General features: G+C 34.7%; 15 protein-coding genes. 8 read left to right on the top strand and 7 right to left on the bottom strand.

The window, feature by feature from the left end:
* Positions 1 to 134: 134 nt before the first annotated feature.
* Complete coding sequence (gene gcvP, locus FNW38_RS01555) at positions 135 to 2,984, bottom strand: aminomethyl-transferring glycine dehydrogenase (RefSeq protein ID WP_143387666.1); 2,850 nt, start codon at positions 2,982 to 2,984, stop codon at positions 135 to 137.
* Positions 2,985 to 3,120: 136 nt separating this feature from the next.
* On the opposite strand from gcvP, the gene FNW38_RS01550 reads away from it, so the two are divergent.
* Positions 3,121 to 3,933, top strand: coding sequence for a hypothetical protein (locus FNW38_RS01550; protein WP_143387665.1), 813 nt, complete (start codon positions 3,121 to 3,123; stop codon positions 3,931 to 3,933).
* Positions 3,934 to 4,059: 126 nt separating this feature from the next.
* Complete coding sequence (locus FNW38_RS01545; RefSeq protein ID WP_143387663.1) at positions 4,060 to 5,175, top strand: ATP-binding protein; 1,116 nt, start codon at positions 4,060 to 4,062, stop codon at positions 5,173 to 5,175.
* Between the two features lie 157 nt (positions 5,176 to 5,332).
* Here the strand turns inward: FNW38_RS01545 and FNW38_RS01535 are convergent, their stop codons facing one another.
* From FNW38_RS01535 to FNW38_RS01520, 4 genes are all read right to left on the bottom strand, one after another.
* Positions 5,333 to 6,040, bottom strand: a complete 708-nt coding sequence (locus FNW38_RS01535; RefSeq protein ID WP_143387661.1) for a YqjF family protein — start codon at positions 6,038 to 6,040, stop codon at positions 5,333 to 5,335.
* 76 nt (positions 6,041 to 6,116) lie between these two features.
* Positions 6,117 to 8,144 carry a M3 family metallopeptidase gene (locus FNW38_RS01530; RefSeq protein ID WP_143387659.1) on the bottom strand — a complete coding sequence of 676 codons (2,028 nt, stop codon included), beginning with the start codon at positions 8,142 to 8,144 and terminating at the stop codon, positions 6,117 to 6,119.
* 296 nt (positions 8,145 to 8,440) lie between these two features.
* Positions 8,441 to 8,926, bottom strand: coding sequence for a 5-(carboxyamino)imidazole ribonucleotide mutase (purE, locus tag FNW38_RS01525; protein WP_143387658.1), 486 nt, complete (start codon positions 8,924 to 8,926; stop codon positions 8,441 to 8,443).
* Positions 8,927 to 9,018: 92 nt separating this feature from the next.
* On the bottom strand, positions 9,019 to 10,176 hold the full coding sequence (locus FNW38_RS01520; RefSeq protein ID WP_143387656.1) for a 5-(carboxyamino)imidazole ribonucleotide synthase: 1,158 nt from the start codon (positions 10,174 to 10,176) through the stop codon (positions 9,019 to 9,021).
* A 217-nt stretch (positions 10,177 to 10,393) separates the two neighbouring features.
* Between FNW38_RS01520 and hpt the strand changes: the two genes are divergently transcribed.
* The 4 genes from hpt to obgE all read left to right on the top strand — a co-directional run bounded on the left by hpt (position 10,394) and on the right by obgE (position 14,096).
* Positions 10,394 to 10,924 (top strand): hypoxanthine phosphoribosyltransferase, encoded by a 531-nt coding sequence (gene hpt / locus FNW38_RS17680; RefSeq protein WP_144064334.1) that lies wholly within the window; start codon positions 10,394 to 10,396, stop codon positions 10,922 to 10,924.
* 15 nt (positions 10,925 to 10,939) lie between these two features.
* On the top strand, positions 10,940 to 11,512 hold the full coding sequence (locus FNW38_RS17675; RefSeq protein ID WP_144064335.1) for an adenylate kinase: 573 nt from the start codon (positions 10,940 to 10,942) through the stop codon (positions 11,510 to 11,512).
* A gap of 223 nt (positions 11,513 to 11,735) precedes the next feature.
* The gene (locus FNW38_RS01510; protein WP_143387654.1) at positions 11,736 to 13,010 is read left to right on the top strand and encodes a hemolysin family protein; all 1,275 of its coding nucleotides are present in this window, start codon (positions 11,736 to 11,738) and stop codon (positions 13,008 to 13,010) included.
* An 84-nt stretch (positions 13,011 to 13,094) separates the two neighbouring features.
* Positions 13,095 to 14,096, top strand: a complete 1,002-nt coding sequence (obgE, locus tag FNW38_RS01505; protein WP_143387653.1) for a GTPase ObgE — start codon at positions 13,095 to 13,097, stop codon at positions 14,094 to 14,096.
* 71 nt (positions 14,097 to 14,167) lie between these two features.
* Here obgE and FNW38_RS01500 read toward each other — a convergent pair whose 3' ends face one another.
* Together FNW38_RS01500 and FNW38_RS01495 are read right to left on the bottom strand one after the other, a co-directional pair.
* Positions 14,168 to 15,160, bottom strand: a complete 993-nt coding sequence (locus FNW38_RS01500) for a glycosyltransferase family protein (RefSeq protein ID WP_143387651.1) — start codon at positions 15,158 to 15,160, stop codon at positions 14,168 to 14,170.
* Between the two features lie 100 nt (positions 15,161 to 15,260).
* The gene (locus FNW38_RS01495) at positions 15,261 to 16,076 is read right to left on the bottom strand and encodes a UDP-2,3-diacylglucosamine diphosphatase (protein WP_143387649.1); all 816 of its coding nucleotides are present in this window, start codon (positions 16,074 to 16,076) and stop codon (positions 15,261 to 15,263) included.
* 153 nt (positions 16,077 to 16,229) lie between these two features.
* Here FNW38_RS01495 and FNW38_RS01490 point away from each other — a divergent pair, with 153 nt between their 5' ends.
* Positions 16,230 to 16,916, top strand: coding sequence for a tetratricopeptide repeat protein (locus tag FNW38_RS01490; RefSeq protein WP_317129730.1), 687 nt, complete (start codon positions 16,230 to 16,232; stop codon positions 16,914 to 16,916).
* A 64-nt stretch (positions 16,917 to 16,980) separates the two neighbouring features.
* A complete protein-coding gene (locus FNW38_RS01485; protein ID WP_144064336.1) occupies positions 16,981 to 18,336 on the top strand; it encodes a UDP-N-acetylmuramate--L-alanine ligase in 1,356 nt (451 codons plus the stop codon).
* Positions 18,337 to 18,340: the final 4 nt, after the last annotated feature.

Below are 18,340 nucleotides of genomic sequence, written 5' to 3'. Positions count from 1 at the left end.
AACGCTTGTAAGGGATGTTTAAAAATCCTGTTACAAGCGTTTTTTTATTGTCTAAAAAACGACGCTAATCAAAATAAGCGATGTTTTTCAGTGGCCTCCATTTCTCGAGACATTTTTTTGAATTAATTTAAAAATTAATTTTCCATATAGGCCTCTATGGGCGCACAAGAACAAACTAAATTTCTATCGCCATAAGCATCATCTGCTCTGCGAACAGTTGGCCAGAATTTATTTTCAGCAATATAATCCAATGGGAAAGCTGCTTGCTCACGAGTGTAAGGGAAGTCCCAAACATCAGTAGTTAGCATGGCTAAAGTATGTGGAGAATTTTTTAAGACATTATTTTTGTCTTCCAGAGTAGAAGCTTCAATTTCTTTACGTATTGAAATCATCGCATCACAAAAACGATCTAATTCCTCTAAGTTTTCACTTTCAGTTGGTTCAATCATTAATGTTCCCGCAACTGGGAAAGAAACGGTAGGGGCATGGAAACCATAATCCATTAAACGTTTTGCAATATCAGTAACTTCAATTCCTTTTTGTTTGAAAGGACGACATTCCAAAATCATTTCGTGAGCTGCACGACCCATTTCTCCGGAATACAACGTATCATAATGGCCGTTTAATTTCTCTTTAATGTAGTTCGCGTTTAAAATCGCATATTGAGTAGATTGTTTCAAACCTTCAGCACCTAACATTGAAATGTAACCATAAGAAATTAAACAAACTAAAGCGGAACCCCAAGGAGCTGCAGAAATAGCCGAAATAGCATTTTCTCCTCCCGTTGGAATTACTGGGTTTGATGGTAAAAATGGTACTAATTGTGGAGCAACACATATTGGTCCTACACCTGGTCCACCACCACCGTGAGGAATAGCAAACGTTTTGTGTAAGTTCAAGTGACAAACATCAGCACCAATAGTTGCAGGGTTCGTAAGTCCTACCTGGGCATTCATATTGGCACCATCCATATAGACCTGTCCGCCGTTATCGTGGATCAATTGTGTGATTTCTTTAATAGCACTTTCAAATACACCGTGAGTTGACGGATACGTTACCATCAAACAAGAAAGATTGGCTGCGTGAAGAATTGCTTTTTCGCGTAAATCTTCTACGTCGATATTTCCGTTTTCTAAAGTTTTGGTAACAATAACTTTCATTCCCGCCATAGCTGCTGATGCCGGATTAGTTCCGTGAGCTGATGATGGAATTAAAGCAATGTTTCTATGATGATCTCCTCTTGACTGGTGGTACGCACGAATTACCATTAATCCTGCATATTCTCCTTGAGCACCTGAATTGGGTTGTAAAGTCGTTCCTGCAAAACCGGTGATAACATTTAATTGTTGTTCTAGTTTGGCTAACATTTCCTGGTATCCTTGTGCTTGATCAAGTGGTGCAAATGGGTGAATGTTATTCCATTGCGGCATGCTTAAAGGCAACATTTCTGAAGCTGCATTCAGTTTCATGGTACAAGAACCTAATGAAATCATCGAATGATTCAAAGCCAAATCTTTTCGTTCCAACATTTTGATGTAACGCATCAAAGCGGTTTCCGAATAGAATTTGTTGAAAACATCATGTTGTAAGAACGTTGATGTTCTGTTTACGCTTTCTGGAAAATGATTGGTTTCTGATAAACTTTCAATTGTTGTTGCCTGAGTCTCTTTTGCGGAAGCAAAAACAGCAATAATTTTATTTAGATCAGCAACGCTTGTCGTTTCATTCAAAGAAATAGAAACGGTATTTTCGTCAATGTAATAAAAGTTGATTTCGTTTTGTTCAGCAATAGCTTTCACTTTTTTGGCATCAGCCTTAACAACAATAGTGTCAAAGAAAGCAGTATTAGTTTGTTGGAAACCTAATTTTTCTAATTCGTTTGCCAATGTAGCTGCCGAAGCATGTACTTTATTAGCGATATATTGCAAGCCTTTTGGGCCATGATAAACCGCATACATTCCTGCCATAACTGACAATAAAACTTGTGCGGTACAAATATTTGAAGTGGCTTTATCACGTTTAATGTGTTGCTCACGCGTTTGCAACGCCATACGCAACGCACGATTGCCATTAGTGTCAACAGTTACACCGATGATTCTTCCCGGCATGCTTCTTTTGTATTCGTCTTTTGTAGCAAAATAGGCAGCGTGTGGACCACCGTAACCTAATGGAATTCCGAAACGTTGTGTAGTTCCTAAAACTACTGCAGCGCCCATTTCTCCCGGAGGAGTCAATTTTGCCAAACTCAAAATATCAGCAGCAACAGCCACTTTTATTTCGTTTGCGGCAGCTTTAGCGATAAAATCGGCATAGTCATGAATTTGTCCAAATTTCCCTGGATATTGAAGAATAGCTCCAAAATAGTCCGTTGAAAAGTCGAAATCTTCATGATTTCCAATTACTAATTCAACACCAATTGGCGTAGAACGCGTTTGTAAAACTGATAAAGTTTGAGGTAATATTTCTTCGGAAACGAAGAATTTACAAATATTATTTTTCTTTTGATCACGAGAGCGAACATCAAAAAGTAATGCCATAGCTTCTGCAGCAGCAGTTCCTTCGTCCAATAAAGAAGCATTGGCGATTTCCATTCCGGTTAATTCGATAACCATAGTCTGGAAATTCAAAATTGCTTCCAAACGGCCTTGAGCAATTTCTGCTTGATAAGGTGTGTAAGCAGTATACCAACCTGGGTTTTCAAAAACGTTTCTTTGGATAACTGCAGGGATAATTGCTGCATTGTAACCCAAACCAATGTAGGATTGAAAAACTTTATTTTTATTCCCTAATTTTTGAATGTGATTTGCAAATTCATATTCGGTCATTGCAGGATCTAAATCCAAATCAGCTTTTAGACGAATATCACTAGGAATTGTCTCGAAAATCAATTGATCCAGCGTCTCCGCTCCAATGGTTTTCAACATATGTTGTAGGTCGTTTTCTCTTGGACCAATGTGTCTTAAAGCAAAAGCATCTGTTTTCATATAAAAATGTAGGTGTTGTTTTTTTAGTGGTGCAAAATTAAGTATTATTAATAATCTAAAAGGTATTTTGGGTCTCCTTTTTTATTGATTTTTCAGCTAAATGACAGATTTGCTCACAATTGATTAATTTTGTCTCATGAAGATTTTCAAAGAACTATTCAATTTTTATATCAATAGCAGTATTCACGTGGGATTGTCGTGTTATGCCTTAGTGCGAATGACACAACACATGTTTCACATTGCTGCGGATGAACCAATAGCTAATTTTGTTTTTTTTGGAACAATTGTAGGATATAATTTCGTAAAATATGATGCTTTGGCCAGGGCCAAAAAACTAATGATGCGCAAGGAGTTAAAAATAATTGCCGTATTTAGTTTTTTTGCGCTTCTTTTGGTTGGTTTTTATTTTTTTCAGCTGCAACGGATTACTCAAATCGTAGCAATTGCTTTTTTGAGTATCACTTTGTTGTATACGCTTCCGTTTTTTCCAAATAAAAAAAATGCCAGAAATTGGGCAGGAGTTAAAATCTATATTGTGGCGTTGTGTTGGGTAGGAGTAACTTTGGCTTTGCCTATTTTGAATGTCAATGTGTCGATAACGCTTGATTTCTATCTAAAATGCATTCAGCGATTTATCTTGATTTTTGTATTGGTGCTTATTTTTGAAATTATTGATTTGGCCAATGATGACCCGCATCTGCAAACCGTACCGCAACAAATAGGAGTAAAGCGAACCAAAATATTGGGATTGTTACTTTTAATTCCGTTTTATTTTCTGGAATTTCTAAAAAGTAATTTTGATGAAAATCAATTAATTGTCAACTTGATAGTAGTGGTTATGATTTTGTTATTTCTGCTTTTTGCCAATGAAAAACGCTCGAAATATTATACTTCGTTTTGGGTGGAAAGCGTGCCAATTGTTTGGTGGTTGATGGTTTTGTTGTTTTAGAAAAACTCAAATTCGGTGAATATGTTCACCAAAAACAGTATAAATTTGGTGAATACGTTCACCAAAAACAGTATAAATTTGGTGAATACGATATAATTGTACTATATTTGGTTAAAATTTACGGTTATGATTAGTAGAGATTTAATGCCAATAATAGAGAAGAATTTAGGGAAGGGCAAAATTATTGTATTAATAGGCCCGCGACAAGTTGGTAAAACTACATTGATTAACGCTTTATTAAAGGATATTCCGTTTCTATTTCTTGATGGTGATGATGCGGTTGTAGTTGATACTTTAGCAAAAGCAAATACCGAAACCTTAAAAAGTATTATTGGAAATTATAAATACGTTTTTATTGATGAGGTACAGCGTATTCCTGCGATTGGTTTAAAACTAAAGATTATTGTTGATCAAATCAAAGATGTGCAAGTGCTTGTTAGTGGTTCTTCGGCTTTTGATATTAATCATGTCACACAAGAACCATTGACGGGACGCAAATTTGAATACCGTTTGTATCCCATTTCCTGGAATGAATTTGAAACGAATGTAGGTTATATAAAAGCGCAGCAGCAATTGGAGTTGCGGTTGCTTTATGGAATGTATCCAGATGTGATAAATAACTTTGGTAATGAATATGAAATTTTGAAAAACCTTGTTTCTAGCTACTTATATAAAGATGTTTTGAGTTTAGCGGGTATCAGGAAATCGGAAGTTTTAGAAAAAATATTACAAGCCTTAGCTTTTCAGGTTGGTTGCGAGGTAAGCTATAATGAAATAGCACAATTAGTTGGTGTAGATAAAAATACGGTTAATAATTATATAGATTTGTTGGAGAAGGCTTTTGTGATTTTTCGACTAAATAGTTTTAGCAAAAACTTGAGAAATGAGATAAAGGCAAACAGAAAAATCTATTTTTACGACAATGGTGTTCGGAATATGTTGATTGGAAATTTTAATTCCTTAGAATTTAGGCAGGATAAAGGGGCATTGTGGGAAAATTTTTTAGTTTCAGAGCGAGTAAAACAGTTGTCCTATTCTCAAAGTTTATCAAAACCTTACTTTTGGAGAACCACACAACAACAGGAAATAGATTATATTGAAACTAATGCTGATGCAGTGAGTGCTTTTGAATTCAAATGGTCTTCCACTAAAAAAGCGAAGTTGCCTAAATCATTTCAAGAAGCGTATCAATCCAGTTTTTTGGTGGTAAGCAAGGAAAATTTCAGGGAGTTTTTGAAATAAATTTAAATAGTATCGTCTTTTTGGGTGGAAAGCGTACCAATTGTTTGGTGGTCGTTACTGCTCGTTTTCAGATAAATTTTTCAATATTTTATTTCTTTCGATAAGAAAATTGATTAGATGATTTTTCTAGTCGAATTTTTACGGCAGCCATCAAAATTTAGATTTTTCGTTTGTTTTCAATAGTGATTTTAGAACCAATGGCAAGAATGACTGATGTAGGTTTTAAATCCCTGATAAAAGCAAATTCTTTTCCATAAACGCTTTCGAAATCAATCAAGGATGAATTGTTGATTACTTCCAGTTGTCGCCATCTGGGATGAGTAACTTGGTATTCAAAAGTTTCGTTTTCATTTATTTTGTTATAACCAAAATAATGCTCGGTGATAAATTCAGCTTCAGAGCCTGGTTCAATCGCAATGGGATTTTTATTGGTTTCTACATGAATGGTATTCCAGTTATTATTCACTTTCCATTGGTAAATAAATTCCATGGTGTTTTCATTAACTTTCAAAGTGTGTTTCATGGGTAAAGTCTGATAATGCTCGTTGTAGAAGGTATTTGCCACGAATGATATGGCGTATTTTGGGACAATTTCACTAATAAAAACCGTACCTCTTTTCCAAACTCCATTTTCAAAGCGTCTCACATAAAACCGAAGATTGATCTCTTCAAAATCAGAATGAAAAGGGATTTTCATTCCTAAAAATCTCACGTTTTCAAATAGGAAACCAATAAAACTAACATAACATTTGCCGTTATAGAGATCTATTTCGGTTCCTTTTGGAACATATTGTTCTAATATTTGAGGATTAACTTCATAATTAATCATTGCTAAATTATTCCATTCGGCTTTTAGAAAACTCATAGTTTCTTTACGTTTAATTTTCAGAAAAATTAAAAAACCCGAAGCACTTGAACTTCGGGTTTTAAATAGTTGTTGTTTAAACCAATCCCGCTCTTTTTAACAACGCTTCCGGTTTTGGTTCTTGTCCTCTAAAACGTTTGTACAAAATCATCGGGTGTTCTGTTCCGCCTTTAGAAAGTACATTTTCCTTGAACTTGGTGGCCACTTCTTTATTGAAGATGCCGCATTCCTGGAAATATTCGAAAGCATCAGCATCGAGAACTTCTGCCCATTTATAACTGTAATATCCAGAAGAATACCCACCTTGAAAAATATGAGAAAAGGAAGTGCTCATCGCATTTTCCTTTACATCAGGGTATAGTTGTGTAGCGGCAAATTGTTCGGTTTCAAAAACTTTGATGTCTTTAATATTTGAAGGATCTTGTGCGTGCCATCCCATATCTAACAATCCAAAACTCAATTGGCGCATCGTTGCCATTCCTTCCTGAAAACTGGCGCTTTCTTTAATTTTATGGACTAATTCCATTGGAATCATTTCGCCAGTTTGATAATGATAAGCGAATAAAGCTAATGCTTCCGGTTCGTAACACCAGTTTTCCAGAATCTGACTTGGTAATTCCACAAAATCCCAATATACACTTGTTCCAGATAAACTTGGATAAGTTGTGTTCGCTAACATGCCGTGTAAAGCGTGACCAAATTCATGAAACAAGGTTGTGACTTCATTAAAAGTTAATAATGATGGTTTTGTTTCTGTAGGTTTTGTGAAATTACACACAATGGAAATGTGTGGTCTTTCGTTGATTCCTTTTTTTATGTATTGCGATTTAAACGACGTCATCCAGGCTCCGTTACGTTTGCCTTTTCTTGGAAAGAAATCAGCATAAAATACGGCAACTAATTGGTCGTCTTCATCTTTTACTTCGTAGGTTTTTACTTCTTCATGGTATTTATCCACTTCGAAAATTTCTTCGAAAGTGATTCCATATAATTTTTGCGCTACTGCAAAAGCACCGTCCAACACTTTCTCTAATTGGAAATAAGGTTTTAATATTTCATCATCTAAATTGAATAACTGCTGTTTCAATTTCTCCGAATAATAGGCGCCATCCCATTTCTCCAATTGTTCAATGCCGTTTAACGCTGTTGCGAAAGTGGTTAATTGTGCAAATTCTTTCAAAGCTGCCGGCTTGGCTTTTTCCAATAAGTCATTCGAAAATGTTTTCACTTTCTCCGGGCTTTCTGCCATTCTTTCTTCAAGTACAAAATGGGCGTGAGTGGCATATCCTAAAACTTGTGCTCTGTCAAAACGCAATTTAGCAATTTTAAGCACGATTTCTTGGTTGTCAAATTCGTTGTTTTGAAAACCTTTGGCGCCAAAAGCGATTGCCATTTTCTTGCGCAATTCCCGATTATCGGCATACGTCACAAACGGAACATAGCTCGGGTAATCTAAAGTAAAAATCCAGCCTTCCTTTTCTTGGCTTTTGGCCAATGAATGAGCGGCTTCTATAGTTCCTTCCGGCAAACCAGCTAAATCGCTTTCATTGGTAAGGTGCAATTGAAAAGCATGGGTTTCATCCAAAACATTTTCGCCAAACTGCAAACTCAATTTCGATAATTCTTTGTCGATTTCTCTTAATTGGCTCTTTTTGTCTTCCGGCAGATTAGCTCCGTTTCTGGAGAAACTTTTGTATTTTTTATCTAAAAGTGTGGTTTGCTCGGGATTTAGATTCAATTTTTCTCTTTGCTCGTAAACTGTCTTTACTCGCGCGAATAAATCAGGATTAAGACGAACATCATTTCCAAATTCAGACAATAAAGGAGAAACTTCTTGAGCGATTTTTTGAATTTCATCATTTGTTTCTGCTGAATTCAAGTTGAAAAAAATACTTGAAATTCTATCCAAAACATCGCCACTAAATGCCAATGCTTCAATAGTGTTTTGGAAAGTTGGTTTTATAGGATTTCGTACAATGGCATCGATTTCAGCTTTTGCCAATTCGATTCCTTTTTGAAAAGCAGGAAGAAAATCTTCGTTTTTGATTTTCGAAAAAGGGGCTGTATTATACTTTGTATTGAAATGGTGGGTTAAGATGCTCATTGTGTTATTTTTTATCCTGCAAGGTTTTTGAAACCTTGTAGGTATGATTTTAATTGTCAAAAAAACTTATAAGGTTTCAAAAACCTTGCGGGATTCGGAAACGAGATAATTTTGTAGCCCCGATTACTTCACTTGATTTCTATTTTCATCGGAGTTCAGTGAACTTCGTTTGCAGTGAAAATCCTTTTATTTTTTTCTTTAAAAAATAAAAGATTGCAACGAATAGCGGGACACGAGCGATAGCGACTGGCGAAGCAAATAGCTCCTGAAAAAGAACAGAGTAGTTTTGAAATTATTTATTCTTTTAGACTCTCGGAAGCTATGTCTACGGCTTCTTTCAATCCTGTTTTATATAATAGTATTCGGTCAAGGACACTTTTGTTGTGACTTCCTATGATTTGAGCGGCAAGAATTCCGGCATTTTTTGCACCGTTTAACGCAACAGTCGCTACAGGAACGCCACCCGGCATTTGAAGAATAGATAAAATACTATCCCAACCATCAATTGAATTACTGGATTTTACAGGAACGCCAATTACTGGAAGTGGAGACATCGAAGCCACCATTCCGGGTAAATGTGCGGCGCCACCAGCACCAGCAATAATAACCGAAATCCCACGATGATGTGCATTTTTACTAAAATCGAATAATTTTTCTGGGGTTCTGTGCGCAGAAACAATATCAACTTCTGTTTCTATGTCAAATGCTTTTAGAATATCTATGGCTTCTTGCATTACGGGCATATCAGAAATGCTTCCCATTATTACGGCTACTTTGCTCATTATATTTTATTTAAAGATTGAAAAATTTAAAGATTGAAAAATTAATATCAAGTTTGATGAAAATCTTTTAATCTTTAAATCATTAAATTTTTTTAATTATTTGAAATTACTCGAATCGTGTTTTTTACTTTTTCAGCAATTTTTCTTGCCTCATCAATATTTTTATTTACAATAGTAACATGCCCCATTTTTCTAAAGGGACGTGTTTCTTTCTTGCCATAAATGTGAGGCGTAACGCCATCCCAACTTAATATTTTTTCAATATTTTCGTAAACTACATCTCCAGAAAAGCCTTCTTCACCAGATAAATTTACCATAATACCGGCAACTTTACTATCTGTGTTTCCCAAGGGTAAATTGAGAATAGCTCGTAAATGATTTTCAAATTGTGAGGTGTAACTGGCTTCTATAGAATAATGCCCAGAATTGTGCGGGCGGGGAGCAACTTCATTAACTAGGATTTCATCATCTTCAGTTTGAAACATTTCTACGGCTAAAAGACCTACATGATTGAACTTCTCAGAAACATTCAGGGCGATTGCTCTTGCTTTTTCAGCAACTTTTGCATCAATTCTAGCAGGACAAATCACATATTCTACCTGGTTTGCTTCTGGATGAAATTCCATTTCTACTACAGGATAAGTTTTTATTTCACCTGATGGATTGCGACAAACAATAACCGCCAATTCATTTTTGAATGGAACCATTTCTTCAGCAATACATTCTACATTGGCTAAATTATCTAAATCTGAAATTTGTCTAATGACTTTTACGCCATTTCCGTCATAACCAAATTCAGTGCATTTCCATACAAAAGGTAATTTTAATTTGGAATCGAGAATGTTAACAATTAAGCTTTTTAAATTGGCAAATCGTTTGTAATTTGCTGTTGGAATAGCATGTTTTGTGTAAAAATCTTTCTGAATTCCTTTGTTTTGAATCAGTTTCAATGTTTTAGGAGAAGGATATACTTTTAATCCTTCTTCCTCGAGTTTCACTAAAGCCTCAAGATTAACCAGCTCGATTTCAAAAGTCAAAACGTCAACTTTTTTGCCAAAGTTATACACGGTTTCAAAATTCATTAAATCGCCTTTGAAGAATTTATCACAGGCTATTTTACATGGAGCTTCATTACTTGGATCAAGAACATAAGTTTGTATGTCGAATTTTCGGGTATCAAACAACAGCATTTTGCCGAGTTGTCCGCCACCGAGAATTCCCAGTTTGAAATCAGAAGAAAAATAATTCATTATGTTGTTGTTTGTTAAGAGCAAAGATACTTCATAATGATTGAATAGGAAAATGCTATTTTATTTTCTTCGGAATTTATATTGCATCATTTATTACTTTTGATACATTTTAAGTTGGTTTTTTGTGAAATTTACTTAAAATTACAAATTAATGCCCATTTATCAATTGTCAAATCCGAATTCTGTATCTTTGCGCATTATTTTAAACACGAAAATAATGATACAACTTCACGATAAACAATTTGTTCCGTTTATTTCTGCCAAAGAAATTGACTTTGCAATCGCAAAAATGGTTACGCAAATAGAAGACGATTTTGCTGATGAAACACCAGTATTTGTTGGTGTATTAAACGGCGCTTTTATGGTGGTTTCTGATTTTATGAAACTGTATAAAAAACCATGCGAGGTATCTTTTATAAAAATGGCTTCTTACGAAGGGACTTCTTCCACAAACGAAGTGAAACAATTAATTGGGTTGAACCAAGATTTGACTGGACGCACCGTTATTATAATAGAAGATATTGTAGATACCGGAAATACTTTAGTAGAGCTGAAAGAATTATTCAAAAAGCAAAATGTAAAGCATTTTAAAATTGCGACACTTTTTTTCAAACCGGAAGCCTACACAAAAGACATGAAGATAGATTACGTTGGGATTAGAATTCCTAATAAATTTATTGTAGGATATGGCTTAGACTATGATGGTTTAGGAAGAAATTTACCCGAAGTATATAAACTAAAAGAATAACTACGCAACAACATTATGACTAACATTGTTTTATTTGGAAAACCAGGAGCAGGAAAAGGAACTCAAGCAGAATTTTTGAAAGAAAAATATAAATTAACGCATATATCCACTGGTGATGTATTTCGCTTTAATTTAAAAAACGATACAGAACTTGGCAAACAAGCAAGAGTATACATGGATGCTGGCGATTTAGTACCAGATGAATTGACTACAAAGATGCTGATTGATGAGGTAAATAAACATCCGGATACAAACGGAATTTTGTTTGACGGTTACCCAAGAACAATTTCACAAGCCGAAGCTTTAGATGCATTTCTTACTTCAATTGGTTCCAAAGTGGCTGCAACAATTGCACTCGAAGCCGATGATGAAATTTTAATTCAACGCTTGCTGGAAAGAGGAAAAACAAGTGGTAGAATTGACGATCAAGATGAAGAAAAAATCAGAAATCGCTACCAGGAATACAACGAAAAAACAGCGCCATTAATGGGGTATTACAATGAACAAGAGAAGTTCTACGCAGTAAATGGAATAGGAACTATTCAGGAAATTACGGAACGCTTAAGTAATGTGATTGATAATTTATAGGAGCAATTCCAGCTGTACATTACAAGTCCTCGTTAAAAAACTATTTTTCTAAGTCATAAAAGGAGCTTCCTTTGGTCGCTCTTTTTTGACAAGAAAAATTAGCCTTTTTAACTCCGGGCTTTTCACTGCCATCTGGGCTAAAAATCCAGATTGTAGACAATAGATTTCAGAAAGTAAAAATCCAGAAATCAGATTTTAATAAAAAAACGAATCAACTAAAAAATTGGAAATACTAATAATATTTTTCCTAATACTATTAAATGGGGTTTTCTCTATGTCAGAAATCGCATTGATTTCAGCACGAAAGAATAGATTAGAGACTGCGGCAAAAAAAGGAAATAAAAGCGCTAAAATCGCATTGGATTTAGCGAATTCACCAAATAAATTTTTGTCAACAGTACAAATAGGAATCACCCTGATAGGAATTCTTACCGGTATTTATAGTGGTGATAAAATAACCAAAGATGTAGAAGCATTTATAATAGGATTCGAAATGATAAAATCTTATGCACATTCTGTTGCCGTAGGTTTAGTTGTTGTGATTTTGACTTTTTTCTCCTTAGTATTGGGAGAATTGTTACCTAAAAGAATAGGCTTGAATCATCCGGAATCCATCGCCAAAGCCGTGGCATTACCCATGAAAATTGTTTCGATTGTTACAGCGCCATTTATTTGGTTGTTGACTCATTCAACTGATTTTTTATTGGATGTTTTGCAAATAAAACCCACCGCTGACGGTAAAGTAACCGAAGAAGAAATAAAAGCAATTATCAAAGAAGGAACTGAAGGAGGAGAAGTACAGGAAATAGAGCAAAACATTGTGGAGCGCGTTTTTCATATTGGAGACCGAAAAATAAACTCATTGATGACGCACAGAAAGTCGGTGGTTTTTTTACCTTTGCATTCTGATAAAGAACAGGTTAAGGAGTTTATGCTTAAGGAATTACATTCTATTTATCCTGTTTTTGATAAAAATTATGATGATATTGTAGGTGTCGTTAACCTAAAAAATATTTTTGCTCATTTTGAAAATGAAAATTTCAATTTAGCGGATATAATGACAGAAGCTCCTTTTATGATGGAGCAAACTACGGCATATATAGCTTTGGAAAACTTCAAAAAAACAGGCATTCATTATGCATTTGTCTCTGATGAATATGGTGTTTTTCAAGGTGTAATTACTTTGAATGATATTTTGGAAGCCTTAGTTGGTGATGCATCTGACTTTTATAAAGATGATTTTCAATTGATTGAAAGAGAAGACGGATCTTGGTTGGTTGACGGACATTATTCGTTGCATGATTTCTTAACTTACTTTGAATTAGATGAATTAATCAATGATTACGAAGTGACCACGGTGAGTGGATTAATAATGACGGAACTCTCTCATATTCCAAAACAAGGAGAGAAATTAATATGGCAAAAATTTGAGTTGGAAGTCATCGATATGGATGGCGTGAAGATTGATAAAGTGATGGTGAAAGCCATAAAAGGTTAAATTTAGTTTAAAGTTTAATGTTTAAAGTTGTTGTTGTTCACCCAAACTTTAAACATTAAACATTAAACTTTTAAACAAAAAAAAATGACTGAAGGGAATTTTGTAGATTACGTTAAAATATATGTTTCTTCCGGAAAAGGAGGAAAAGGATCTACGCATTTGCATAGAGAAAAGTTTATTGAAAAAGGTGGTCCTGATGGTGGTGATGGTGGTCGTGGAGGACATGTTTTTTTGGTTGGAAACAAAGGTCTTTGGACATTGTTTCACCTTAAATTTGCACGACACATCAAAGCAGGTAATGGTGGAGATGGTAGTGGAGACAGAAGTACGGGTGCTGATGGAGATGATAAATACATCGAGGTTCCACTAGGAACTGTCGTAAAAGATAAAGAAACCGGAGAAATATTATTTGAAATTACCGAAGATGGTGAAAAACAAATACTTTCTCGTGGTGGAAAAGGAGGATTAGGGAACTGGCATTTTAGAAGTTCAACCAATCAAACACCTAGATACTCACAGCCGGGATTACCCGGAGCAGAGATGGACGTTATTCTAGAATTGAAAGTTCTTGCAGACGTTGGTTTGGTAGGTTTTCCTAATGCAGGAAAATCAACATTGTTGTCAGTATTGACTTCAGCTAAGCCAAAAATTGCTGATTATCCGTTTACTACTTTAAAACCAAATCTTGGAATTGTAGCGTACAGAGATTTTCAATCTTTTGTAATTGCTGATATTCCTGGAATTATTGAAGGTGCTGCGGAAGGGAAAGGGTTAGGACATTATTTTTTACGTCATATTGAACGTAATTCGACTTTGTTATTTTTGGTTCCTGTGGATACGCCAGATATTAAAGCCGAATATGATATTTTGGTAAACGAATTGACGAAATATAATCCGGAAATGCTTGATAAAGAGCGTTTATTGGTGATTTCAAAATGCGATATGCTTGATGATGAGCTAAAAGCGGAACTCAAAACAGAATTAGACGTTGCTTTCAAAGATATTCCTTATATGTTTATTTCTTCTGTGGCTCAACAAGGATTGACAGAGTTAAAAGACAAGTTGTGGAAAATGTTGAATGATTAACGACAAATGTTTTATACAAAAGAGATGCTCTGGAAACAGAGCGCCTTTTTTGTTATTTGTAATTTATTTGATTAGTTACTGTTATAAGTGTCAAATAAGAATTGCAAGGTTTCGGGGATATTATTGGCTTGTATCTTCGGGTATTTTATAGAGGAATCAAGCCAGTTTTCTATTACTAAATAAAAATCATCACCAACATCATAAAGGACAGGAACCCCCAATTTTTTGAGAGCAGCCGCATTGCATTCTTGTTCATAATGCTTCCGAATAGGAATAGAGAGTATTTTTTTTCCTAGATATAAAGCTTCAGCAGGAGTTTCAAATCCTCCACCAGTGATAACTCCTTCACACTTTATTAGACTTTTATTGAAGTATTCTTGATTAACGGGATAATAGGTGACGTTTTTTATAGTGTGTTTGGTTTGTACATCATTCAAAAACCAGTGAAAAGATAAATTAGGTAGTTTGTTGAATGCCTTCTCTAAGCAATCCTGTTGAAAAGAAGGTAAATAAACAGTAATATGGCCCTTGTTTTTGGGTTCGGCATTTACGATTTCATCTTTGATAATTGGAGGAAATATAAAAGAGTCGTATTTGTCAAAATGCAATCCAATATATTGTGGAGAAGGGGCATAATGTTTCAGAATCATTTCTCCCATAATACTTTTCTTTTCCGGTCTTGGAGTCGATTCTGAAATAAAACTGGCTTGGTGTCCAAATTGTACCGAATGTACTTTTTGTAATTTACAGGCAAGCGAAGTAATGGAATCAAAATCATTAATCACAACATCATAATTTTTTAAAGGCAGTGACTTTGCATCGTTGAACATCTGTAGCGGTTTGATGTTTTTTGCAATATCCCAGTAATTCAAACCGCCACATTTACTGTAATGCAGGCTGCAGCCGTCGCTTTTGTACTTAACGGGTAAATCAATATCCAGACTGGCATTATTTCCACTCATGAAAAAATCCACGGTGCCAAACTTTTGTAAATAAGGGTATAATTGAATCGCTCTGCTGATATGTCCATTGCCAGTCGCTTGAATAGCATAAAATATTTTCATGTGTTTTATTTAGATTGTATTGAATACAAATTTCTATTTCAAAAATGTATCGTTAGAATAAGAAAACTTAATGGTTTGATAAGTAAGGTGCCTGAAATAGCTAGGATAAAATTTTGGTGATGATGTCATTGACAATTTTCTCTTCTTTGTTCTCATGGTGTAAATAGTCGGTTTTTTTGTATTGATAAATACTCCACTTCTCTTTTTTGTACTCCAATGCAGTTAGGTTTTCAACCCAATCGCCGCTGTTTAAATACATAACTTTCCCATGTTCGTTTTCGACTTCCTTCATTTGAGGTTTGTGTATGTGTCCACAAACTACATAACTGTATTTTTTTTGGATGGCAATTTCTGCTGCGGTAGTTTCAAAATTGGACACAAATGAAACCGCTTTCTTGACACTGTCTTTAATCATTTTAGAATAGCTTCTTTTCTCTTTTCCCAAAAGCACTAAAACCCAATTGATAAAGCTATTAATCAAAATCAATAAATCATATCCTTTTCCGCCAAGTTTGGCCAATATTTTTGCATATCCTTTTGTAGAGGAATCGAAGACATCTCCGTGAAAAATCCAAGTTTTTTTTCCGTCTAATTCCAGAATTAATTTATCTGCCAATTCAAAATTTCCTAAAATAAAATCGGAATATTTTCTCAAAGCTTCATCATGATTTCCGGTAATATAAATAACATGGGTTCCTTGATTTGACATTTTTATGATTTGTCTCAATACATTCATGTGTGAGGCAGGGAAATAGCTTTTGCTAAAACTCCACATATCAATGATATCCCCATTTAAAACCAACATTTTTGGTTGAATTGATTTTAAATATTGGAGTAATTCTTTGGCTTGACAGCCATATGTTCCTAAGTGCACATCACTTAATACAACTAAAGGAATTTTTCTCTTTCTTTTCATAATTTGTTTTGACGAAATTAATTACTCTATGTTATGGTAATGTTTCTTATGTATTATTATTTCTCTCAAGATGATTTGGTTTGTTAACTTTTTTAAGATTAAAAAAAGCTGTTTAATACTTTAAAATTTCCTTATTTTTGAAAGATGAAAAAAATGGCATACTTCTTTTTATTACTTCCTTTGATGATTTGGTCTCAATCCAATTTTGATAAAGCAGAGAAATTTTTCAAAGAAGAAAAATTTGATCAGGCACAGTCAATTTTTGAATCAATTTTAAAGACTAACCCTTCTGATTTGAAAACCATTGAATATCTGGGAGACATAGCCGGACGAAATAAATCTTGGGATAAAGCGATTGGTTATTATAAAGAGCTAAAACAATCGAAACCTTCGGAAGCCAATTATTATTATAAATATGGAGGGGCTCTTGGAATGAAAGCTACTCAGGTCAATAAATTCAAAGCACTTGGCATGATTGACGAAGTTAAGGGGTCTTTTGAAAAAGCAATAGCTTTCAATCCTAAGCATATTGAAGCACGCTGGGCATTAATAGAATTGTATATTCAGTTGCCCAGGGTAGTTGGGGGCAGTGAGTCTAAAGCTATAAAATATTCAAATGAATTATTGCGATTATCACCCGTTGATGGTTATTTGTCAAGAGGGCATATTGACGAATATTTTAAAAGATATAAAGTTGCAGAACATCAGTATAAAAGGGCAATAACTGTAGGCGGATCAAAAGCAAGTTATCTAAAGTTAGCTAATTTGTACAAAAATAAAATGAACGAACCAGAAAAAGCCAAATCTGTTTTAGCAGAATATAAAAATAAAAAAGGATAAATGAGTTAATAAATAATTGATTTTGACTTATTTCGAATACAACAACTATAAACCATAAACTAAAATGCGTACACATTTTATAGCTATCGGTGGCAGTGCCATGCACAATCTCGCTTTAGCATTACACAACAAAGGATATCAAGTTACAGGAAGTGACGATGCTATTTTTGAACCATCAAAATCAAGATTAGATAAAAAAGGAATTTTGCCGCCGGAATTGGGTTGGTTTCCTGAAAAAATAACTAAGGATATTGAAGCAGTAATTCTGGGAATGCATGCCAAAGCGGATAACCCAGAATTGTTGAAAGCACAGGAATTAGGTTTGAAAATATATTCTTATCCCGAATTCCTTTACGAACAATCCAAAAATAAAACACGTGTAGTAATTGGTGGTTCTCACGGGAAAACGACCATTACTTCAATGATTCTTCATGTGATGCATTACCATGATATAGCGGTAGACTATATGGTTGGTGCACAACTGGAAGGATTTGATACGATGGTGCATCTTACTGAAGGAAATGATTTTATCGTATTAGAAGGGGATGAATATTTGTCTTCACCAATAGACAGAAGACCAAAGTTTCATTTGTATCAGCCTAATATCGCTTTGATTAGTGGTATAGCTTGGGATCATATTAATGTTTTTCCAACGTATGAGAATTATGTGGAACAGTTTGAAATTTTTATTGGTAAAATTACCAATGGTGGAATTTTAGTTTACAATGAAGAGGATCCTGAAGTGAAACGTGTCGCCGAAGCCGCTACGAACCCAATCCGAAAACTAGCGTATCATACTCCAAAATACACAGTAAGCGATGGAGTGACGCTTCTTGAAACTCCTGAAGGCGACATGCCAATTGAAGTTTTTGGAGCGCATAATCTTAATAATTTGGCTGGAGCCAAATGGATTTGCCAAAATATGGGTGTCGATGAGGCTGATTTTTATGAAGCTATTGCCAGTTTCAAAGGCGCTTCAAAACGTTTGGAGAAAATTGCCGAAAGCAAAACTAAAGTTGCCTATAAAGATTTTGCCCATTCTCCAAGTAAAGTGGCTGCAACTACAAAAGCGGTGAAAGAACAATATCCAAACCGAACTTTGGTCGCTTGTTTAGAATTGCATACGTACAGTAGCCTGAATGCTGAATTTTTAAAAGAATACGAAGGCGCATTAGAATATGCGGATAAAGCCGTTGTTTTTTATTCACCAGATGCTGTCAAAATTAAGCAACTCGAAGAAGTGACTTACGAACAAATTGCTCAGGCTTTCAATAGAGAAGATTTAATCATTTATACGAATCCAAAAGATTTTAAAGAGTATCTGTTTAATTTAGATCTTGATAATTCTGCTTTGCTGTTGATGAGTTCTGGTAATTACGGTGGTTTGAATTTTGATGAAGTGAAGGATTTGATAGAGTAAAATT

Source organism: Flavobacterium gawalongense, assembly GCF_007097265.1.
Lineage (GTDB): Bacteria > Bacteroidota > Bacteroidia > Flavobacteriales > Flavobacteriaceae > Flavobacterium > Flavobacterium gawalongense.
This window is presented reverse-complemented; position numbering and strand designations above follow the sequence as displayed.